The 21,009-nt window shown below is 65.8% G+C and carries 16 protein-coding genes; 7 read left to right on the plus strand and 9 right to left on the minus strand.

Translation table 11 applies throughout. From position 1 onward, the window contains the following. Positions 1-168 precede the first annotated feature (168 nt). The 3 genes from ACSC1R_RS16095 (at position 169) to ACSC1R_RS16105 (ending at position 2,679) form a co-directional block, all read left to right on the plus strand. Positions 169-429: a hypothetical protein gene (locus ACSC1R_RS16095; protein WP_439026737.1), complete on the plus strand. Its 261-nt coding sequence runs from the start codon at positions 169-171 to the stop codon at positions 427-429. 40 nt (positions 430-469) lie between these two features. Beyond that, positions 470-1,537, plus strand: coding sequence for an mRNA surveillance protein pelota (locus tag ACSC1R_RS16100; RefSeq protein WP_439026738.1), 1,068 nt, complete (start codon positions 470-472; stop codon positions 1,535-1,537). 83 nt (positions 1,538-1,620) lie between these two features. Next, on the plus strand, positions 1,621-2,679 hold the full coding sequence (locus ACSC1R_RS16105) for a prohibitin family protein (RefSeq protein WP_439026739.1): 1,059 nt from the start codon (positions 1,621-1,623) through the stop codon (positions 2,677-2,679). Positions 2,680-2,985: 306 nt separating this feature from the next. On the opposite strand, the gene ACSC1R_RS16110 is transcribed toward ACSC1R_RS16105, so the two are convergent. From ACSC1R_RS16110 to ACSC1R_RS16125, 4 genes are all read right to left on the minus strand, one after another. Further along, complete coding sequence (locus tag ACSC1R_RS16110) at positions 2,986-3,768, minus strand: TrmB family transcriptional regulator (RefSeq protein WP_439026740.1); 783 nt, start codon at positions 3,766-3,768, stop codon at positions 2,986-2,988. Next, entirely contained in the window at positions 3,765-7,682 is a 3,918-nt protein-coding gene (locus ACSC1R_RS16115; RefSeq protein ID WP_439026741.1) for an efflux RND transporter permease subunit, read from the minus strand. Before ACSC1R_RS16115 ends, ACSC1R_RS16110 begins: the two co-directional genes overlap by 4 nt. A gap of 151 nt (positions 7,683-7,833) precedes the next feature. Next, positions 7,834-8,568 carry an MBL fold metallo-hydrolase gene (locus tag ACSC1R_RS16120; RefSeq protein WP_439026742.1) on the minus strand — a complete coding sequence of 245 codons (735 nt, stop codon included), beginning with the start codon at positions 8,566-8,568 and terminating at the stop codon, positions 7,834-7,836. A gap of 67 nt (positions 8,569-8,635) precedes the next feature. Continuing rightward, positions 8,636-9,466 (minus strand): HEAT repeat domain-containing protein, encoded by an 831-nt coding sequence (locus tag ACSC1R_RS16125; protein WP_439026743.1) that lies wholly within the window; start codon positions 9,464-9,466, stop codon positions 8,636-8,638. Positions 9,467-9,565: 99 nt separating this feature from the next. Between ACSC1R_RS16125 and ACSC1R_RS16130 the strand changes: the two genes are divergently transcribed. Further along, on the plus strand, positions 9,566-12,325 hold the full coding sequence (locus tag ACSC1R_RS16130; RefSeq protein ID WP_439026744.1) for an ATP-dependent helicase: 2,760 nt from the start codon (positions 9,566-9,568) through the stop codon (positions 12,323-12,325). Positions 12,326-12,361: 36 nt separating this feature from the next. Here ACSC1R_RS16130 and ACSC1R_RS16135 read toward each other — a convergent pair whose 3' ends face one another. The 5 genes from ACSC1R_RS16135 to ACSC1R_RS16155 form a co-directional block, all read right to left on the minus strand. Further along, on the minus strand, positions 12,362-13,207 hold the full coding sequence (locus tag ACSC1R_RS16135) for a spondin domain-containing protein (RefSeq protein WP_439026745.1): 846 nt from the start codon (positions 13,205-13,207) through the stop codon (positions 12,362-12,364). A gap of 137 nt (positions 13,208-13,344) precedes the next feature. Then, a complete protein-coding gene (locus ACSC1R_RS16140; protein WP_439026746.1) occupies positions 13,345-13,857 on the minus strand; it encodes a DUF6789 family protein in 513 nt (170 codons plus the stop codon). Positions 13,858-13,911: 54 nt separating this feature from the next. Beyond that, complete coding sequence (locus ACSC1R_RS16145; protein ID WP_439026747.1) at positions 13,912-14,763, minus strand: phosphatase PAP2 family protein; 852 nt, start codon at positions 14,761-14,763, stop codon at positions 13,912-13,914. A gap of 62 nt (positions 14,764-14,825) precedes the next feature. Further along, entirely contained in the window at positions 14,826-15,743 is a 918-nt protein-coding gene (locus ACSC1R_RS16150) for an SDR family oxidoreductase (RefSeq protein WP_439026748.1), read from the minus strand. 84 nt (positions 15,744-15,827) lie between these two features. Then, entirely contained in the window at positions 15,828-18,485 is a 2,658-nt protein-coding gene (locus tag ACSC1R_RS16155) for an AAA domain-containing protein (RefSeq protein WP_439026749.1), read from the minus strand. A 139-nt stretch (positions 18,486-18,624) separates the two neighbouring features. Between ACSC1R_RS16155 and ACSC1R_RS16160 the strand changes: the two genes are divergently transcribed. The 3 genes from ACSC1R_RS16160 (at position 18,625) to ACSC1R_RS16170 (ending at position 20,931) form a co-directional block, all read left to right on the plus strand. Continuing rightward, entirely contained in the window at positions 18,625-19,293 is a 669-nt protein-coding gene (locus ACSC1R_RS16160; protein WP_439026750.1) for a helix-turn-helix domain-containing protein, read from the plus strand. A gap of 48 nt (positions 19,294-19,341) precedes the next feature. Beyond that, positions 19,342-19,893, plus strand: coding sequence for a hypothetical protein (locus ACSC1R_RS16165; RefSeq protein WP_439026751.1), 552 nt, complete (start codon positions 19,342-19,344; stop codon positions 19,891-19,893). A 180-nt stretch (positions 19,894-20,073) separates the two neighbouring features. Further along, on the plus strand, positions 20,074-20,931 hold the full coding sequence (locus ACSC1R_RS16170) for a universal stress protein (protein ID WP_439026752.1): 858 nt from the start codon (positions 20,074-20,076) through the stop codon (positions 20,929-20,931). Positions 20,932-21,009 lie beyond the last annotated feature (78 nt).

Here is a 21,009-nt window from a genome sequence, read left to right on the forward strand (position 1 = left end):
ATATAGCTATGCGCTCGTTTTCGGGCCGAGAGACCTCTAACGGCATCTTTTCGCCCGTTCAGGGAGACCAGCAGGCACTTGCCACTCCGGGTTCGGCCGCGAACCATGACCGGCACGACCGGACGCGTCGGCGCACCCGACTCCATCTTCCCGGGAGGTGAGCGGTGAGTGCTCGTCGACGCGTTCAGGTACCCCCTCCGTGGCGTTGACGCCCGGACGGTCTGGCCAGTCCTCGCCACGTTCGGCCTCGGTTCGGCACTGCTTTCGCGGTTCGCGGTCGGCCTCCACCCGACGTCGCTCTCGCTGGTGCTGGCGCTCCTCGCCGCCGTCCAGAGCGTCGCCGGCCTCCTCGCGCTGGCCGTGACGGTGTACGCCAGCCTGATCGCTGCCCGCCCCGTCGGTTCGGGCTACCGACGGGTCGTCCGATAGAAAGGAAAGGCATGTACGACCGGCGGCCGGAATCTGGGACATGCAGATACAGAGCCGGGTGCAGGTCGACGGCCGCACGGAACGAATCACCCTCGTTCCGGAGACCATCGACGACCTGTGGCACCTGCAGTACGTCCTCGAACCCGGTGACCTCGTCGCCGGGGACACGACACGACGCATCCAGCGCGACGACGAGCAACTGCGCGACACCGGCGGCGAGCGCGAACACATGCACGTCACGTTGGGCGTCGAGGAGGTGGAGTTCCACAAGTTCGCCAACCGGCTGCGCGTCTCCGGGACCATCGAGCGCTGTTCCCGCGAGGACCAGCTGGGGCTGCACCACACACTCAACGTCGAGGAACACGACGAGATAGAGGTCGAGAAGGTGTGGAAGCCCGACCAGCTCGAGCGGTTACAGGAGGCCGAGGAGTCGGCCGACAACCCCGACGTCGCCATCGCGACCATCGAGGAGGGCGAAGCCCACATCCACACGGTCGCCCAGTACGGCACCGAGGACCGCGGGTCGTTCACCGGGACGACCGGCAAGGGCGAGTACGCCCGCGGCCGGTCAGAGTTGTTCGCCACGCTGGCCGAGGCGCTGGCCCGCATGGACGTCGACGCCGTCATCCTGGCCGGTCCCGGGTTCACCAAGCAGGACGCGTTCAAGTACATCGAGCAGAACCACCCCGAGGTGGCCGAGAAGACGACGGTGGTCGACACCGCTTCCGTCGGCGACCGGGGCGTCCACGAGGTCCTGAAACGTGGTGCGGTCGAGGACGTCCAGCGCGAGACTCGCATCGCCGAGGAGGCAGAGTACATCGACGAGTTGACCTCGCGCATCGCGACCGGTCACGAGGCGGCCTATGGCCCGGACATGGTCTCGAAGGCAGCCGACTACGGTGCAATCGACCGATTGCTCATCCTCGACGAGAAGCTCCGCGAGGAGCGCGGCCCCGACGGGGAATGGGCCTTCGACGTGAACGACCTCGTCACGAACGTCGAACGGAAGGGTGGCGAGATAACCGTCTTCTCCAGCGAGTTCCCGCCGGGCAAGCAACTGAAGAACCTCGGCGGTATCGCGGCGCTACTTCGCTATCGTCTCGATTAAAGTCCACTTTTCAGACACGTACTGTTTTCGAGAGGCTGGAATAGAAAACGAATTGGTGGTTCGCACCAGAGTGCCAGCCATCGATGAGTTCTGACGATTTCGACATCGACCTCGGAGGTGGTGGTGGGAGTGAAAGCAGCGCCAGTGGCGGTGGTGGTGGCCGACGCGGTATCGTCGTCGCCGTCGCCGGACTCGCACTTATCGTTCTGGTGATGGTCCTCGTCGCGTTCGTCTTCGGCGGTATCGTGACCGTCGACGAAGGGACGCGGGCCGTCCACACGAGCCAGGGGAAGGTCGTCGGCGTGTACGGCCCCGGCTGGCACTTCAAGATACCCGTCATCGACGGTGCACACCACTACGACGTGCGGACCCAGGAGTACACGATGAGTTCGTCCTCCGGTGAGGGGGTCAAGTCGAACCGCGACGACTCCATCACGGCCCTCTCCTCCGAAGGGATGGAACTGGACATCGACGTGACCGTCCGGTATCACGTCGTCCCGAACGAGGTCGACACCATCTACTCGACCGTCGGCACCTCCAACGAGGAGATAAACCGGAAGATCGTCCGTCCGACCGCCCGGTCTGCGGTCCGGAGCTGTGCGGCCGAGTACGAGGGTCTACAGATATACTCGACCGACCGCGACAAGTTCCGCACCTGTATCAACTCGCAGTTGAGCGAGGAGTTCGAGGTGAACGGTGTCGAACTCGAGACCGTCCAGATACGGAACGTCCAGCTCCCGCCGAAGGTCGTCGAAGCCATCAACGAGAAACAGGCGACCGAGAAGCGCCTCGAGAAGAAAGAGACCGAGATAGAGATAGAGAAGAAAGAGAAAGAACGCGCGGTCATCGAGGCCGAGGCCGAGGCAGAACAGATCAAGATCAAGGGTGACGCCCTGCGGAGCAACCCCGAGATACTGCAACTGCGCTACATCGAGGCCCTCCGCGAGAATCCCAACACGGTGTACATCCCATCGGACTCGGGCCTGACGCTGACACGTGAGGTCGATGCCCCGAACGAGAACACGAACTCGAGTACGAGGAACAACTCCTCGCGGGTCGTCTCGCAGGCCGACATCGCCGGTGTCGACCCGACGCTGCTCGATTCGACCGTGGTCGATTCGGACCGAATCGTCCCCGTTTGAACGCCTTCGACCACGAGTCCCTATCGTTGTTGGCCGTAGTTCCATTACCGATCCCCCGATAGCTGTGAGTGCGGTAGTTGGCCCACCGCGGGTCGCCATCCACCATCGTGCCCTCGGAGCTTCAGGCCCCCATCGCCCTGGCCCCGCTGCTCCCGCTCGAAACCTCCACTACCCACCCGCCCCACCCTCTCCCGACGATACCACTGGTCGAGTACTGCCGAGTACGGGGCCGGTAGAATTCGAAAGTAGACCGGGGTGACCCGGAGACGGCGACAGACGGTCAGTCAGACGGGCAGCGACAGTCGGTCACTCGACCGGGCCGCCCGTCGACTTCGCCAGCTGGATGAGCATCTTCGCGAAGTTCGTCTCCTCGCTCCAGAACGCCGTCTCGCGGTCGATACCGGGGAGTTCCTGCCCGTTCCCGAGGACGCTCAACAGCAGCGCGTCGTCGTCGACGAACACGCCCCGGCACGGGCCGCCCTCCTTCATGTCCTCCTTGTGCGGGTTGTCGGGCTCGTCGGTCCTGATACCGGGTTCGTCCTCGAAGAGCTCTCTGACCGTCGGGTCTTCACTCAGGACGGCAGTGTCGATACCGCGCTCCGCGCAGGACCGGAGCGCCTCGGTAATCGCGTCGGTCACGAGCTCGGGTGAGGCGGCGGCGTACGCGACCGACTCGTCCGCCCGCCGGATGAGGTCGGCAGCCCGGTCGGAGATACGTTCTCGGCCGCGAATCGTCCAGATGGCCTCCTGTTCCTCGTGGTCGTCGCCGAACTGCTCGCGGACGGTCTCGACGTAGTCGAACGCCTGGTCGGACTCGCGCTCGAACCGTTCTCTGAGCGTCGAACGCGCCTCGTCCGTGCTCACCGGCCGGTACTGCATCGGGCTGGACTGCTGGACCTCGATGAGGCCGCGGTCCTCCAGCCCCTCGGCCACGCTGTACACCTGCGACCGGGGGACGTCGGCCACGCGAGAGACCTCGCGGGCGGTTCCGGTCCCTAGTTTCTGCAGCGCGATGAACACCTTGGCCTCGTAGCTAGTGAGGCCGAGGCGTTCCAGCGACTCGATAGCGTCGTCTTCGTCGGCGGTCATCCCTGGAGGTCGGCACCTCCGTCACCGCCCGTATCCGCTTCGGCACCGAGTGCGCCCGCACCGTCGAGCCAGCGCTCGTACAGGACCTCTAGCTCGTCGCGGGTGAGTTTCCCGGCACGGGCCTTCTGGCTGGCCTCCTCGAGGGTCGCCCGCGTGAGCGGTTTGTCGAGTGCCTCGCGGAGGAACGGCGTCATCACCGTCATCTCAGACGGTCCCTCGATGGTTCCCTCGCCTGCCGCAGTGCGGACCGACGACTCGAACGCGAGTCGCTTCCCGGCCTTCTCGTCTTCGGGCACGCCGGCGAAGTACGAGAGCGACAGGTCGGTCGGTTCGTCCAGTTCCCACAGGACGTACAGCCGCCGCCCGACCATGGCGTACGAGGTCGGTTTCGGCGAGAGTTCGGAGACTTCACCGCCGGTACCGGGGACCCGCTCGACGAGCATGACCCGCCCGTCCGCCTCGGGAACGGTCAGAGAGACGCTGAACTCGCTCCCGGGCGTCGGCGTCTCGTCCGAGACCTCGCGGGACCCTCGGAGGGTCGACGCGCCGGTCGCGGCCGTCGCGCTTCCCACGTCCGACTCGTCGGTCGTCTGGGCGGAGAGTGGTGTCCACTCGGCGTCGCCAGCCTGGGCGTCAGGCTCGCCAGCGGCTGTGGCCGAAGTGCCGGTGGAGGACGTCGTCGTGTCAGCGTCGGCGGCCGACTCGGAACCGTCGCGGTCACGTGGTTCGTCATCGACCGTTCCGACCGCGGAGCCACCGTTGGGTGTCGTAGCGGCCGTCGGCTCGTCCTCGTCGTCGGTCCGTGCGGACGCTGGCTCTTCCGCTATCTGCACCATGTCGTCGGTCCCGCCGACGTAGCGGTGCCAGACGATGAGTAGGCTCGGGAGCACCAGCACGCTCGCCAGGAACGCGTAGATGATGGTCAGCGCCGTGATGATACCGAACTGCTGGAGCGCCGGGAAGATGGCGAAACTCAGCACGCCGAAGCCACCGACCGTGGTGGCCGCGGAGCCGAGCAGCGCGCCGCCGGTCCCGGTGATGGTCCTGTCCATCGCCTCCCACTGGTCCGCGCGACGGCCCAGTTCGAGGTTGAACCGCTCGGAGACGTGGATGCTGTAGGCGACCCCGAGCCCGACGGTCAGGCTCGTAATCATCCCCGTCAGCACGTTGAACGGCATCCCGATGAGGTACATCGTCCCCAGAATCCACGCCACCGAGAGGGCGACGGGGAGCAGGGTGACGATGCCGAGGGTCGCGCTCCCTTCCGTGATGCGGTAGGCGAGCATCAGGAACAGGAACACGGCCACGAGTGTGATGACGAGGCTCTGGATGACCGTATCGAGCAGGTCGTTCTGGACGACCTCGTTCACGACGGGCGAGCCGGTCGCGATGACGGACCCGTCGCCGCTGCCGGCACTGTTCTGGATGTCGCTCGCGATGGCACGCATCTCCTCGGTCGTCTCCGTGGTAGAGGCGTCGCCCTTGATGGGGACCACCAGCCGCATCGCGGCGTAGGAACCGTCCTCGGTCTGGTGGATGACGCCCGCGGCCTGGTCGGGCGCGACGTCGAACAGCTGGTCGTAGACCTGGGCGACGTTTCGGTCGGGCACGCCGTCACCGTCGGTGTCGGAAGCAGTGAACGTCTGGTTGAACGTCTCGTTTTGCGCCGCGACCTGTGCCATGACGGTCAGTGGCGAGCGGGTGTTGACCTCGCCGCTCGCACCCGCGAACGGGGTGTCGTACTCGCCGTCGTCGATGTTCTGTTTGGCACTATCGAGCGCTCGTAACGTCTTCGGGTCCGTCACACCACCCTTTATCAGCACCTGCGCCTGCGAGTCCTCGCGCTGGAAGTGCTGGTTGACGTAGTCGAGGTTCCGCTTTGCGTTGTACTCGCCCGGCTTCAGCGGCTCGGGCAGTTCGTACATGATGTCCGGTGGCTTGTCCGCGATGAAGTCCTCCTGGGCGAACGACGTGGAGACCTGACTCCCGCCGTAGGCACCCGCCGCGGAGATGGTGAGTGCGACGAGGATGACGACCACGGGCGCCTTCTTCGCCAGCACGGAGCCGACCTTGAGGACCTCGCTGAACCGACCGCCACCGGTCCCGAAGGCACGCTTCTTGCGGTCGAAGCCGAACCCTTCCAGAATCTCGTCTGCCTCGACCTTCAGCGCGGGGATGAACGCACCGAAGATGGCGAGGGCGGCGACGATACCCCACGAGGAGACGATACCGAAGTCGGCGATCGGCCCGAGGGGGCTGGTCAGGTTCGAGAGGAACCCGATGACGGTCGTCGCGGTCACCCAGACGAGGGCGATGCCGACGCCGGCCAGCGCGTACTGCATGGAGCCCCGAACGTCGCTCGGGGTGTTGTCGTCCAGACGTTCCTCGCGGTGGCGCATGAAGATGTGGATGGCGTAGTCGATGGACAGCCCGATGAGCAACACCGGGACCGCGATCATGATCTGGTTGAACGAGATGTCCAGATACCCCATCACACCGAACGTCCACGCGAGGACGGCGAAGATGCCGACCAGCCCGAGTACGATGTCGAGCAGGTCACGGTACGCCACGACCAGCGTGATGACGACGAACAGGAGCGCGAACGGCCCGACGATGGCGAGCGAGTCCGACAGCGACTGGTTTATCTCCTGTGAGATGACGCCGAAGCCGAAGACGATGTACTCGTCACCGTTGTCCCGTGAGATTGACTGGGCGATGTCTTGCATCTCCAGCTGGGTGTCGATGGTCTCGTCGGCGACCGAGCCGCCACCCTGGATGTCGCTATCGGTCTGGCTGATCTGCTGGACGACCATCATCCGCGCCTCCGCGGTGGTCGACCCCGGCTCGTAGTCCTTCTCCATCAGACCGAGTGCCCGTCCGGCGAAGGGTGACCCGCCGTTCTCACCGTCGCTCTCGCCGAGGACGATGCCGAGCACCTGGTCTAGCTCGGAGGCGTTCATCGATTCGAGCTGGTCGATCTGTTCCGACAGCGACGGCGACCCCGAGTTCTGGAGGGCCTGCTGGTCGGCCTGGAGTTCGGCGAACGCCTGCTGGAGTTCCTGACCGTCCTGTTTCAACTGGTCAGCCTGTTGCTGGAGTTCCTGACCACGCTGTTGGAGTTCCTGTCCTTGCTGCTGGAGCGACGAGAACGCAGCCTGCAAGACGCCCTGCGTCCCGAGCGTGTAGGCCTGCTCTATCTCGGACTGGCTCTGGGCGCTCCGGAGGTCCTCGGCAGCCTTCTTGAAGGTCCGGTACTGCGTCTCGTTCAGCTTCACGGAGGTGTTCGCTTTCACCTGCTCGAACCCCGCACGGATGCTCGCGTTCGGGTTCTGGCGGAGTTCCGTGAGCTCGGCTTTCAGCAGGTCGGCCGTCGCGTTGAGGGTCTGACTCCGCTGTTCCAGCGCAGCTTGGTCCTCCTGGAGCGCAGCGAACGACTCGTTCAGCTGGGTCTGTTGCTGCTGGAGTTGCTGTTGGCGCTGCTGGAGTTGTGCCGCGCGGGCCTGTAACTCACCGGCCTGTTCCTGCGTGATGGCCGTGATGGCGACGATGTTGGAGACGCCGACGATGCCGTTTTCCTCGATGAACGTCTCGTTTATCGTCTGGTTCGCCCGCACCTGTTGCTGGAATTCGAGCGACCGGAGCAAGGATTCTTTCGTCAGGACGTTCCCGTTTTGTTCTTCGTTTCTGACGATGACCTGTGTTATCTGGGTGTCTTGCTCGCCGGCGGTGAAGTTCTCGCTGACGTACGTCGACGCCTTCGCCTCGGGTGAGTCGCTCTCGAACTGGTCGAGGCCCGAGTCGGAGTTGACGCTGCCCGCCCCAGCCCCGAGGACCACCGTGAGGACGAGCATGACGACGATGACGATGCGACTGTGCGATGTGATGCCGTCGGTGAGTCGTTCGAGCGCCTTCATGTGGCGATCTCCCAGAAGACGTCGGCGACTCTGCTGTGGTGACTACTCATACGACAGTTGTGTTGTTATGAAACTACTAACAAGCGTCCTCTCATAAACTTGCTGTTATCGGAGTCCCGGAAAAACGGCGGAAAACGGGCAGAGGGTTTCTCTACTCGATAGTCAGTGACAGCATGTCTTCGGCGAACCGGACGTCGCCGTCGTAGGACTCGGCGATGGAATCGAGCATGTCACCGTGTTCGCCGACGGTGTGCGGATAGAGGTGCGTGAGGTACACGCGACCGATGTCCCGTCCGGCGAGTGCTTCGCCCAGCTGGGACGGCGTCGGGTGGTTCGACACGTCGATGCCGTCGGGGAACGAGCAGTCGTGGGCCAGCACTGCCACCTCGTTGGCGAACTCGGTGAGGTCGGAGAACGCCTCGCTGTCGCCCGTGAAGACGAACCGGTCGTCGAACCGGTACGCCAGACAGGGCATCGAGTGGCGCGTCTCGAAGGCCCGCACGTCGAATCCGGCCACGGAGAAGGGTTCCTCGGGGCCGACCTCGCGCACCGTCAGGTCCACGCGGCCCTGGAGGTAGTCGTGGACGTCGAGCAGCCCATCGACGAGGTCCTCGGTCCCGTCGGGGCCGACGACCTTCAGCGACTCCTCACCGGCCAACCAGCGCGCCTTCAACAGCGCCATGAGGTCCGAGACGTGGTCGAGGTGATGGTGGGTGAGCAGGACCGTCTCGACGCCCTCGTAGCCGACGTTCGTCCGCGCGAGGCGGTGTAACACGCCGCTACCGCAGTCCACCAGCAACGGCTCGTCGTCCTCGAGCAGGATGCCGGTCTGGAACCGGTCGCCGGTTGGCATCGCGCTCCCGGTCCCGAGAAATGTAACTCGCATGTGCGAGTGCGGGACGGCCAGCGGCAAAGCACTGGCGCTCCTGTAGAGAGAGGCGGACTGACCGCGGTCAGCGCCCCTCGGTCACTCGTTCGGCACGTTCGGCGACCGCCGCGACCTGGTCCCGGAGCGGTTCGGGCGCGACACCGCCGTGTTCCGCAGCCACGTCGACTGCGTCGAGGATGACCGAGAGCGTCTCGCGCAGGTCCTCACAGCCCGTGAGGGTCGCCAGCAGGTCGTCAAGTTCCTCGCCGATGACGACACCCTCCTCCAACGCGTCGACGCGGACTGCCCGGTGGAACCGCCCCCCGAGTGCGGCGGCGTACTTCGGTAACAGGTCGTCCACGTCGAGGTCGAGGTCCACGGGTAGCGACCTGCGGTGTGCGAGTCGACCGAGTGCGAGCGCGGCGTCCTCCCGCAGGAAGTCGTCGTCGCCCTCTAGCAGCGGGACCAGCGAATCGGCGACGCGGGCGACCGCCTCGGGGTCGGCCGTGGCCACCCGTGCCAGTGCCGTCGTCGCCCGGCGACGACTCGGCAGGTCCGGCGCGTTCGCTATCGTCACGCCCAGGTGGTCGACCGCGGCCGCGACCGACTCTGGATGGTGTTCGGCCAGCCGGGCCAGCACGAGCGTCGCTTGCTGGCGAACGTTCGTCGCCCCCGAGGCCGCGTACGGTGCGACGTCGACGATGGTGTGTTCGGCCGCGTCCGGGTCGTCGCCCGCGAGTGCGGCCACGCCCCGGAGCACCGCCATGCTCCGCTGTGAGTCCGTCCCCAGCGCCTCGACGCAGGCTTCCCACTCCTCGACGACGGTGGACCGTGAGACGCGATTGGTCTCGCCCGCGAGCGCGTTCCACTCCGGACTCGGCGACCGCTCACCGGGGCCGTCCTCTTCCTCTCCCATGTTCGATATGACGAGATGGATAGGTAAATTCGTTCGCCCACCAGGGGACGACGCAGTGAGGGCAAAGGCACTTGCCTGCGCAACCCCGAGACCCCGGCAATGGACGGGAGAGCGTTGCTCGCCGAGACCGAGGGGTTCGACGGTGACCCGGACGCGGTCGCCCTCGACGACGAGCACGTGCTGGACCTGCTCGACCCCGCGGTCCGCGAGTGGTGGGTCGACCAGTTCGGGGAGTTCGCCGCGGAGAACGAGGGGTTCTTCACGCCGCCCCAGAAGGAGGCGATTCCACTCATCCACGGACGCGAGAACGCTCTCATCTGCTCACCGACCGGTTCCGGCAAGACGCTCGCGAGTTTCACCGCCATCCTGAACGAGCTGTTCGCCCGGGAACGCGAGAGCGACGACGGGCTGGAGAACTCGGTCTACTGCCTGTACGTCTCTCCGCTCAAATCGCTCGCGAACGACATTCACCGCAATCTCACGGAGCCACTGGAGGGCATCCGCGACATCGCCACCGAGCGCGGCGAACCCGTCGGCGAGGTCCGACACGCCATCAGACACGGTGACACCGCCAGCAACGAGCGTCAGAAGATGCTCGAAGAGACGCCCCACATTCTCAACACGACCCCCGAAACACTGGCCATCCTGCTCGACTCGCCGAAGTTCCGCGAGAAGTTGCGAACCATCGAGTACGTCGTCGTCGACGAGATACACTCACTGGCAGCCTCGAAACGCGGCACACACCTCTCGGTGTCGCTGGAGCGACTGGAAGCGCTCACCCACGAATCGCCCACCCGTATCGGCTGTTCGGCCACCATCGAACCGCTCGACCAGGTCGCCGAGTTCCTCGTCGGTCAGGACGAAGCCGGCCCCCGAGACTACGAGATAGTCGACACCCGCTTCGCCCGCGAGTTCGACCTCCAGCTCCGGTGTCCGACCGACGACCTCATCGACACGCCAGGGCAGGTCGTCACCGGCCGGTTCTACGACCAGCTCCACGACCTGATTCAGGAGCACACGAACACGCTGGTGTTCACGAACACGCGCTCGGGGGCAGAGCGAGTCCTCCACCGCCTCAGGGAAGAGTACGAGGGCTACGACGAGGACAACTCCGGGTGTCACCACGGGAGTATGTCGAAGGACGTTCGCGAGGGCATCGAGGCGAAGCTGAAAGACGGCGACCTCGACGTGGTCACCACCTCGACCAGCCTCGAACTGGGTATCGACATGCCCCACGTCGACCTCGTGGTGCAGGTCGGCTCGCCGAAGTCGGTCGCCTCACTGCTCCAGCGCGTCGGGCGGGCCGGCCACCGCGTCGGCCAGACCGTGACGGGGCGGGTGTTCGCGCTCGACCGCGACGAACTCGTGGAGTGCGCGGTCATGCTGAAGAAGGCCCAGGAGGGGTTCGTCGACTCGGTCGCCATCCCCGAGAAGCCCCAGGACGTGGCCGCCCAGCACGTCTACGGCATGGCCATCGCCGAGGTCCGCCCCGAGGCGGAAGTCCTTCACATCCTCCGGTCCGCGTGGCCGTATCGGAACTACACTGACGACGACTGGGACCAGCTCCTTCGGTATCTCACGGCCGACTACGAGGGCCTGGAGGACCGCAACGTCTACGCGAAGATATGGCGCGACGAGAACGACCCGCCCGACGGCGAGTACCACTACGAGGACTACCCGGTCGGGGAACCGCTCGTCGGCAAGCGTGGGCGACTCGCCCGCGTCATCTACATGACCAACATCGGGACCATCCCGGACTCGTTCACCTGTGAGGTGTTCACTCGCGCCGACAACGAGTGGGTCGGCCAGCTCGACGAGGGGTACCTCGACACACTCGAACCCGGCGACGTGTTCGTGCTCGGCGGCCAGCACTTCGAGTTCAAGTACCGTCGCGGCTCGAAGGTGTACGTCGACCCGACCAGCGCCGCTCCGACGGTCCCCTCGTGGTACTCAGAGCGCCTGCCCCTCTCCTACGACCTCGGGAAGGAACTCGCCTGTTTCCAGGGTGACCTTCTGGAGAAACACGACCGAGGTGGTGCTGCCGCGGTCCGTCACTGGCTCCGGCAGTTCCCGCTCGACGACAACAGCGTCCGGGCTATCGCGCGCATGTACGACGAACAGGTCCGGTACACGGGGGCAGAGAGCCTGAGTACGGCCGACCGTCTCGCCATCGAGGAGGAGATAGACCGCCAGGAGTACAAGCGCCAGTACTACGTCCACTCGACCTACGGCCGCCGGTTCAACGACGGCTTCTCCCGGCTACTCGCGTACCGGTGCGCACAGGAGACGAACGTGAACGTCGGACTGAGCGTCGCCGACAACGGGTTCGTCCTCTCGATGCCACTGACCCGGAAGGTGGACATGGTCGGCCTCGTGGAGTCACTCGACGCGACCGACGTTCGACGCCTGCTCCGCCAGAGTCTCGCCGAGACCGAACTCCTCCAGCGGTACTTCCGCATCAACGCGACGCGGGCCCTGATGATACTCAAGCGGTACAAGGGCTACGAGAAGAGCGCGAAACAGCAGCAGGTCTCCAGCGAGATGTTGCTCGGCTTCGCCGAGGACCTCGACGATTTCGCCGTCATCGAGGAGACGTACCGCGAGATACTGGAGGACAAACTCAACGTCGAGGGCATCGAGACGGCCGTCCGGGCCATCGAGACGGGACAACTGGAGGTGACCCACACCAGGGTCGACTCGCCAACGCCCCGGGCGTTCGGACTCGCGACGCTCATGGCGAGCGACGTGGTCCTCGCCGAGGACGAGAGCGCGGCGTTGCAAGACTTCCACGAACGCGTCCTCGACGAGATCGGCGACGACTCCCCTCGTGGGGCCGGGGCGGCGGGCGGCGGAGAATAGGCGAGGCGAGGCGGTGGGATGGCGGACTGACCGGACCTACATCTGGGTGATGGTGACCTTGATGACCTCCTCGGTCGCGGGGTACTGGTACATGTCGTCGACCTCGTCGATTGCGCGAACCGAACCCATCTCGTCGGGGCCGGTGTCCGGGCCGGACTGGCGCGGTGCCTGGTCCGCACCGGCACCGGGTTCCTGATTCTGCTCCGTTCCGGCGTCCCACAGCGTGAGTCGGTCGGTCACCTCGCCCGAGATGGGTTTCTCGTCCTCGAACAGCGCGATACCGGTCGGGTCGAACGCGTAGAACAGGTCGTTCGACTGGACGAACATGGTCGCCAGCGAGAGGCGCTGTCCCGCGTGTGCCTCGACCTCGAAGGTGTACGTCTCCCCGGGGAAGATGGGAGCCGGCCCGTCGGCCCCGTCCGGCGTGGTGAACGTGCCGGCCTTCTTCACGTGTTCTGCGGCCAGCAGCTCCTCGGCGTAGGCATCGGGCATCCCGTCCTCCGCGAGGGCTTCGAGCCCGGCGCTCGCGGCCGACATCGGTGAGAACGCGGTCGCCATGTCGTCGTGAACGGCGTAGGCACCGGGTGAGAGCGGCACCGGAAGCTCGTCGCCAGCACCGGTCGTGATGGTTCCCGGCTCGGAGACGTTCTCGATGGTGACGGTGAACGTGACGCTCATCATGTCGTCGGTGTCCGTCATCTCGTCGTCGGTCATGCCGTCGTCGGTCATGCCGTCGTCCGTCATCGAATCGGTGTCCGTCATCTCGTCGTCGGTCGGGTTCCCGCTCGTGTCGTCCCCGAGACACCCGGCCAGTCCCGCGAGGGTCGAACCGGCAGCGATGGTCAGGAAGCGGCGGCGCGTGGAAGTGGGTGCGTCTGACATCTGTCTTCACCTGACCGGAGACAGAGCCACCAAAAAGCGGTTTTTCAAGGTCGGACTCGACTCTCTTCGGAGAGGGTCACGAATCGTTCTAGAATTCGTTCGGAGTTCGGGTCGACTGTCGGTCCGAGCCCGCGGCTTCAGACCGCTATCTCGGGGCGTTCGTAGTGGCCCGTGAGCCTGGCCGAGACGAACCCGAGCAGGAACCCGTACACCAGGTGAGTCACGATGGAGAACACGAAGAACACGACGAGGTCGGTCCCGGAGTACCGCGTCGCGAACGCCGTGACGAAGCCCGTCCAGAGGATGGCCGCGAACACCATCCCCTGTTGCGGGCGGGTCTTCCCCGGCAGGTAGGCGCCGAGGGTCACGAACAGCAGCGGCCAGGCGACCGCGCCGGCGCCGAAGAACAGCGCGAACCCGAGCGGGACGTTCGACCCGCCACCCGCCAGTTCGGCGAGCGTCCCGAACACGTCCAGACTCGGCCCGTAGACCGCGTTGACTACGACCAGCACCAGCGTCATCAACGTCGTCCCGACGATACCAGCGGCGACGCTCGCCAGGGCTGCCCGCAACTCGTCTTCTCGCTCCCGGTTGTCGATGGACTCCTCGGCGACGGTATCGTCCTCGACGTCTGAGATGGTACTTCCCATATGGTACGTTATGGCATGGCAGTATTAAAGAGCCTCGCAATTCTCAGGATGCTGTTAATTGTTGCGTGCACCAGCGTCCGGCAGGACCGGAACCGCATCACGAACCACCGGTACGATGGCTGGCAGTGCGAGGATCGTGGCGACGAGTACGACGTCGTGGAGTACCGTCCCGACTATCGACCCATCGAAGACTGGGCCCAGTTCACGGATGCCGACGACGGCCGCCAGCCCGACCAGTACGACGCCGACCGCCTCCAACCGGGAGTCGGGCACGTCGACACCGCCGAGCGCCCGACAGCCGACGATGCCGCCGAGGCAGGACCCCAGCAGGGTGAGCGACAGGTGACTCGCGTCCGTGACGAGGACAGCGGGAACCGCCACGACAGTCGCGACGAGATAGCCGACGGCCGGGCGGCCGGCCCACGCACTGGACCCGGCCCAGAGGACCACTCCGCCCAGTGCGAACCCGACCAGTACGTCCCCGAGGAAGTGGACGCCGAGGACGACTCGGGAGAATCCGACCGCGAGACCGACCGAGACTGCGGCTGCGATGCGTGCCCGCGAGCGGAACCAGTCGAGTTCGAGCGCCATCCCACCGTAGACGACCGCACCGGCGATGGCGTGTCCGCTCGGGAACCCGTACCCAGAAGCCTCGACGAGCTGGACCGACTCGGGTGGTCGCGGCAGTGCGAACACCCCCTTCGCGAGGACGGTCAACGAGAACGCGACGAACGCGTACCCGACCAGCTGTGCCGTGGCCTCACGCCGGTAGCCCCAGTAGACCACCGCGAGAACGAGGGTCAGGACAGCCGGGTCGCCGAGTGACGTCACCCCGGCGTACGCGTCGGCGTACTCGGCCGGAAAGAGGTCTCGAATCGTCTCGCTCGCCCCGACCAGTCGAATCATGGCACCCTCTCCGCAGCCACATTGTTTCAAGCTTTCGTGTCCGGAGCCAAGGTGGCCCCAGCTCAGATGGTCTCGCTTGCCTGAAGGCCGACAGAGTCGATGCTGTACTCCCAGAGCCGGCGCTGTGCGTCCACATCGCGCGCTGGCGCCGCGGGCTGGCGCTCGCGACGGTCGGCGAAGTACGACCCAGTCACGTCGGCTACGTCGGGCGATGCCGCGAGGTACACCGGCGTCTCGGCCCCCTCCCGGACCGACGAGACAGGAACGAACGGGACCGACGCCAGCAGCGACCCGAAGAACTGGGCAGGCCCTCGAACCGGCACCGGGAGGTCCCGCATGAAGCCGGACCCGGGAACGAACCCCGGGTGCAAGCAGTTCGCGGTCACCGTCTCCAGCCGCCGGGCGAGTTCGAACGTGAACAGGACGTTCGCCAGTTTCGAGCGTGCGTACGCCGAGAACGACGAGTAGTCCTCGACGGACTCGACGGCGTCGAGGTCCAGTTTCCCGTTCTGATGCGCTTCGGAGGAGACAGTGACGACCCGACCGGCAGGGGCCGCACGAAGCGTCGGCATCAGGAGGTTCGTCAGCAAGAACGGGGCGAGGTGGTTCACCGCGAACGTGTACTCGACACCGGTCTCGGTGAGACGACCCGTCCGGAAGTACCCGCCCGCGTTGTTCACGAGCACGTCGAGTTCCTCGGTCGTGGTCTTGACGTCCTCGGCGAGGTCGCGCACGTCGGGGATGCTCGCGAAGTCGGCACGGAAGAACTCGGCGCTCGCTCCGAGGTCGTGCAGCGCCTCGACCGTCTCCGCACCGGCGTCGCGGTCCCGGCCGTGGACGATGACTCGCGCCCCGAGGCTCCCCAGTGCCAGTGCCGTCTCGCGGCCGATACCGGCCGTCGACCCGGTCACCAGGACCGTCTTCCCGTCGAGGTCGACGCCGTCGACGCCCGCGGCGAGAGCCACGCGGTTAGCTGTCATGCACCCCCTTTTGAACTGGAGCCAGAAACAGTTTCTCCCGCTCACGGCCGGGTCGACCCATCCCGGCTGGTGTCCCAGACTCGCTCAGCGACTCGCCCAGTCGACCATCCGGGCGTACACCTCGTCCGTCGAGAGTGTCTCCCGGTCGCCGACGAGGACGAGCGCGCGCTTCGCCCGCGTCAGCGCGACGTTCATCCGGCGGTAGTCCTCGAAGATGGGGCTGTCGAGGTCACCCGACGCGACGAACGAGACGACGATGACCTCCTTCGCCGACCCCTGGAACCGGTCCACGGTGTCGACCGCGACCCCCTCGGGAACTCGCTTGCCGATTTCGGCCACCTGCGCCCGGAACGGGGCGATGACGCCCACGTCCTCGGGCGACAGGCCGGCGTCGAGGTAGGACTCGACCACGTCTCGGACCTTCGTCGCTTCCACCGCGTCGGTGTGGCGGTTCCCGTCGCCCGGTGTGTCGACCATGACGACGCCGTCCCGGAGGTATTCTGGCAGCGAGTCGACCGAGAACTCGGGCAGGTCCGCGAGCGACCGCCCGGCGACCGCCCCGGTGGCCGGGCGCAACTGTCCGTCGTAGAACTCGCGGGAGGAGAACGCCTGGATGCGCTGAGACATGCGGTACTGGCGGTCCAGCAGGACACCTGCGTCTGGGTACTCGGTGACGAGTCGCTCGAACAGCGACCGGTGGAGGAACTCGTCGTCGGCCCGCACCACCGGTGGCAGTTGCTGGTGGTCGCCGACGAGGACGAACCGGTCGGCGAGGTTCACCGCTGCGAGCGTCCCCGGTTCGGTCAACTGGCCGGCCTCGTCGACCAGCGCCACGTCGAAGTCCTGCTCGCGCATGACCGTTCCGCCACAGGTCGCGGTCGTCGCGGCGACCACCGAGGCCGACTCCAGTTCCGCGACGCACTCGTCGGGGTCGCCGGTCTGGTCGAGCCGGAGGTCCAGCATGTCCTCGCGGACGCCCGATTCGGTGCCGACGCGACAGATGTCTTCCATCCCCTGGTCGCGCAACGCTTCGAGCGCGTTGTCGACCGCCCGGTTGGTGAACGCCGAGAGCAGGACGCGCTCGCCCCGGTCGACCATCGCCCGGATGGCCCGCGCGATGGTGTAGGTCTTACCGGTCCCCGGCGGGCCGTGAATGAGTGCGCAGTCGCGGGCCGTGACGGCCTTCCGGACCGCCTCGTCCTGTGCCTCGTTGTTGTCGATGAACACCTCGTCCGTCTCCTCGAACGCCGGGTCTTCGCGACCGAACAGCACGTCCTTCCGGCGCTCACCGCCTTTCAACAGGGCGTCGTGGACCGCCGTCAGCATCCGGCTGATACCCATCTCGGAGGGGTAGGTGTCGAGGCGGTGGACGTCGACTGGCTCGTCGGCCGTGAGGACGATCTCCTCGTCACCGAGCTTCTCGACCCGGGCGAGTTCGGCGTGACCGCGGATGGGGTCGCCGTCGCTGGCGAGGACGTAGTCGCCTTCACGTATCTTCGAAACGGCGCTCGTGGTCCGCTCGGCGCGGAGCTCCCAGCGGCCCGCCGGGAGTTCTCGTTTCCCGGCCGGTTCGAGGTCGACCAGCGCCCGGTCCTCGTCGGCGCGTTCCGCGGCGGTCTGCTTGTACAGTTTCGCGAACGAGCGGTGCGATTCGCGTCGTTCGGCCTCGATCGCCTGATACATCCGGTCGAAGTACTCGCGTTCGTCCTCGGGAATCGCGCGACCGATTTGCCCGGCCTTCGACTCCTGGTCCAGTCGCCCCGAGACGACCATGCAGGTGTCGCTCTCGAAGCAATAATCGCAGTTGGAGTCGGCCTCGTACCCCGTTGGGACGTCGACACCGAACTCCATCGCGGCGAGTTCGTTGCGGGCCCGCACGACGAACTTGAGCAGGCCGCCGCCGATGGAGAACTCCTTCGCCGGCGAGAAGTCACCCGTGAACTCGTCTCTGTCCAGTGCCCTGTTCTTGGTGTACAGCAGTGTCCCCGTGTTCACCGGGACACCGCGCTCCTGCAGGAGCAGGGCGTACGCCGCGGCCTGTATCTTGTCGGGGAAGCGCGGGTCGGACTTGAGATTCTTCCCGGTCTTCAACTCGACTGGCTGGCCGCGGCGGATGGCGTCGGCCCGTCCCTTGATGCCGAACGTCTCGGAGATGAGGAGTTGTTCGGAGCGCCACTCGTCCTGGTCGCTCAGTCGGCCCTGCGCCAGCCAGCCCTCGATGGCGCGGGCGTTCTGTTCGACCTCTCGTTCGACGTCCTCGGCGGACTTCTCCAGCAGGCCGAGTTCGAGGGCGTTCCCCCGCACCCGGTCCTCGACTGATTCGTCCAGTTCACGCCCCCGGAGGAGGTCGCCGAACACCTGGTGGACGATGGTCCCCTTGGTGACGGGGTACGCGAGCGGGACCGGCGAGAGTTTGTTGAGGTAGTAGAGGCGAGGGCACTGGACCCACTGGCGGATGTCGGTCACGTTGACGAGGAAGTCCGGTTCGACGACGACGTATGAGTCGCCCGTGGTCGAATACGTCACCTCACCCTGGTACTCGTCCGTGTCCGGGTCGGTCACCAGCAGCTCCATCCCCGGTTCGATGACCTCGGCGGTCTCGGTCCACCGACCCCAGAGCGTCACACTCGTCGGTTCAGCCTCGTGTCGGTCCAGTCCGACCTCCACGAGCTCGGAGGTGCCGTGGCTCGTGTTGACCGTCCGCTCGCCCCCCACGTCCGTGACGATACCTCGCAGAGTCACTACCGGTGTTCCGTCGGCCTCGGGTATAAACACTGGTTCTCGACACCAGTCTGCGTGCACTCGACGGTCGAGATTCACTGGCAACGTAGTGAACCGGGGTTCATATCACTTTAGAGATAATACTATTCGACGAAACTAAATGAGCATCATCGCGACTTTTCGTGTTCCGACAGAGGACTTCCCGCTCGGCCCTGTGTTGGCGTCACTCGGCGACGTCGAGGTCCAGATGGAACGAATCGTCCCGGTGAAAGGGCGTGCCGTCCCGTTCGTCTGGATATCAGGGGACGAGACCGATGAGACAGAGTTAGAGCAGGCGCTGGAGGAACACGAGCAGGTAGACAGCGTGACCCTGCTCGACCGCATCGGGAACGACTGGCTCGTCCGGCTGGAGTGGCAGCCTGAACTCGGGGGATTGCTCGAGGCGATTCTCGCCTCCGAAGGGGTGCTCGTCGAGGCTTCCGGGTCGAACCGGGAGGGTCGCGTCAGCGTCCAGTTCGACGACCACAGCGACGTCTCCAGGTTCCACCAGCACTGTCTGGACAACGACATCGACGCGACGTTGTTGCGCCTCTACACGCCCGAGGAACGCCCTGTAGACTGGGAGGAGTACGGACTGACCGAATCACAGTACAGCGCCCTCGTCGCCGCACACGAGAATGGGTACTTCGACGTGCCGCGAGGGACGACTCTCGACGCACTCGCGGTGGAGTTCGGCCTCTCCGACAACGCCATCTCACAGCGGATTCGGCGAGGGACGGCGGCGCTGATAGAGAACACACTGCTGGTGCCGGGGGAGAACCGCCGCTGATGGGTCGCCAGCGATACGTTCTTTCCTCCGTAGCGAATAGTCGCCAGTATGCGGGTCAGAGACTGGGACGACATCGTCTCCGAGGTAGTCGAGTCGAAGGCAGACCCGGAGGGCTGGCGCGCCGTCGCCGGTGACCGGGCGAACGGTCTCGGTGAGGACTTCTACGTCGGACACCCGAACAGCGGCGTCTACCAGCTCAAGACGTACGCCAAGAACCCCTTCGAGGTTCGCGGCGTCGGGACACAGATTGCACGCAAACTGGACGACGAAATCGGCTCGTTCTTCCCCGAACAGCAGGAGTCGAGTCGCTTCGCGGTCCAGGCACCGCCCGAGGACGAGGACGACGCCGAGGACAGGGCCAAGAAGTTACAGGCGGTGCTCCAGGCCCACGCTGACGCGCCGACGACGCCCGGGGACCTGTTCGACGACATGATGGACGCGCTCGAGAGCCCCGCGTTCGGCCCGATGGAGTACGACCAGTACGACCGCCCCGAGAAACTCGACGACCTCGCGACCACGTTCGAGGACGCCGAGAAGGTACTGGACGCCGAACTGGACGACCTCATCGACGAGGACGAGGTCGGCCGCGGCTTCATGTAGTCACGCCTCGCCCGTCGACGTGGCTTCGTGTCCGGGGGACGACGCTGGTTCTTCGCCCCCGGCCAGAGACTGGTGAGCGACCACTGGTGACAGCACGGACAGGTACTACTGGGCCCCGTCACTGTCCCATAGTATTGGAACGACCGCACAATATTAATCGGTGGGCCGTGTAGTACGAGTATGCGCATCGTATTCGCGACAGACCGCTCGGAGGCGAACGACGCGGCGATACGGTCCAGAACGTGCCTCGACTGTCTGGACAACATCGGGGTCGACGAGGTCCATCTGGTCACGGTCGTACCGGACAACGTCTCCAGTGGCCTGCCGGGCATGGACGTGGCGACCGACGCGAGGCAGGCGCTCAGGGGCCAGCGAAAGTTCTTCGAGGACGCCGGCTTCACCGTCGAGACACACGTCGCCCGTGGCACGCCACATCGACGCATCAACGGGTTCGCCGACCGCCTGCTCGCCGACATGATAGTGGTCGGTTCGCGCGGCCAGAGCCCGCTCCAGAACCGCCTCATCGGGAGCACCGCCCGCAACGTCGCCCGGACCGCGGTGAAGCCTCTCCTCGTCGAGCGTATCGCCAGAGAGGACGGGGACCACACGGTCGTCAAGGAGCACCTGTTCCAGCACGTGCTCTACGCGACCGACTTCTCCCAGAACGCCGAGACCGCGTTCGAATTCATCCCGCGACTGCGAGGGGCGACCCAGCGCGTCGACTTGCTCCACGTTCGGCGACCGAACCAGCCAGACGAGGACGGGACCGAGGCCGAAGCCAGGGACAGGCTCGAAACGATGGCGGCCGAACTCGAACGACGGATGGGCGTCGAGACCGGTAGCAACGTCCGAACCGGCAACGTCGTCGAGGAGATACTGGCCGAGGAGGAACGCGTCGGCGCGACCGTGACGGTCATGGGGTCGCGGGGACAGAGCCGCCTCCGACGACTCCTGCTGGGAAGCACGTCGGAATCCATCGTCGCACGGGGCCACAACAACGTACTCCTGGTGCCGCCGGAGTCGGCAATCGCTCGGTGAGCACTGGCTTCTCACCCACTGCCCCGACCGGCGAATGTCGGCGGATGAGGTGCTTTCAAGCCACCCCGTCCCGTTCGC

Origin of the sequence: Haloarchaeobius ordinarius (genome assembly GCF_051801355.1) — an archaeon.
In the GTDB taxonomy this organism is placed as follows: Archaea; Halobacteriota; Halobacteria; order Halobacteriales; family Natrialbaceae; genus Haloarchaeobius.

Bases quoted from the DNA above. Each gene is read 5' to 3' on its own strand.
- ACSC1R_RS16100 (WP_439026738.1), top strand. From the start codon at position 470: ATGCAGATACAGAGCCGGGTGCAGGTCGACGGCCGCACGGAACGAATC.
- ACSC1R_RS16105 (WP_439026739.1), top strand. From the start codon at position 1,621: ATGAGTTCTGACGATTTCGACATCGACCTCGGAGGTGGTGGTGGGAGT.
- ACSC1R_RS16110 (WP_439026740.1), bottom strand. From the start codon at position 3,768: ATGACCGCCGACGAAGACGACGCTATCGAGTCGCTGGAACGCCTCGGC.
- ACSC1R_RS16115 (WP_439026741.1), bottom strand. From the start codon at position 7,682: ATGAAGGCGCTCGAACGACTCACCGACGGCATCACATCGCACAGTCGC.
- ACSC1R_RS16120 (WP_439026742.1), bottom strand. From the start codon at position 8,568: ATGCGAGTTACATTTCTCGGGACCGGGAGCGCGATGCCAACCGGCGAC.
- ACSC1R_RS16125 (WP_439026743.1), bottom strand. From the start codon at position 9,466: ATGGGAGAGGAAGAGGACGGCCCCGGTGAGCGGTCGCCGAGTCCGGAG.
- ACSC1R_RS16130 (WP_439026744.1), top strand. From the start codon at position 9,566: ATGGACGGGAGAGCGTTGCTCGCCGAGACCGAGGGGTTCGACGGTGAC.
- ACSC1R_RS16135 (WP_439026745.1), bottom strand. From the start codon at position 13,207: ATGTCAGACGCACCCACTTCCACGCGCCGCCGCTTCCTGACCATCGCT.
- ACSC1R_RS16140 (WP_439026746.1), bottom strand. From the start codon at position 13,857: ATGGGAAGTACCATCTCAGACGTCGAGGACGATACCGTCGCCGAGGAG.
- ACSC1R_RS16145 (WP_439026747.1), bottom strand. From the start codon at position 14,763: ATGATTCGACTGGTCGGGGCGAGCGAGACGATTCGAGACCTCTTTCCG.
- ACSC1R_RS16150 (WP_439026748.1), bottom strand. From the start codon at position 15,743: ATGACAGCTAACCGCGTGGCTCTCGCCGCGGGCGTCGACGGCGTCGAC.
- ACSC1R_RS16160 (WP_439026750.1), top strand. From the start codon at position 18,625: ATGAGCATCATCGCGACTTTTCGTGTTCCGACAGAGGACTTCCCGCTC.
- ACSC1R_RS16165 (WP_439026751.1), top strand. From the start codon at position 19,342: ATGCGGGTCAGAGACTGGGACGACATCGTCTCCGAGGTAGTCGAGTCG.
- ACSC1R_RS16170 (WP_439026752.1), top strand. From the start codon at position 20,074: ATGCGCATCGTATTCGCGACAGACCGCTCGGAGGCGAACGACGCGGCG.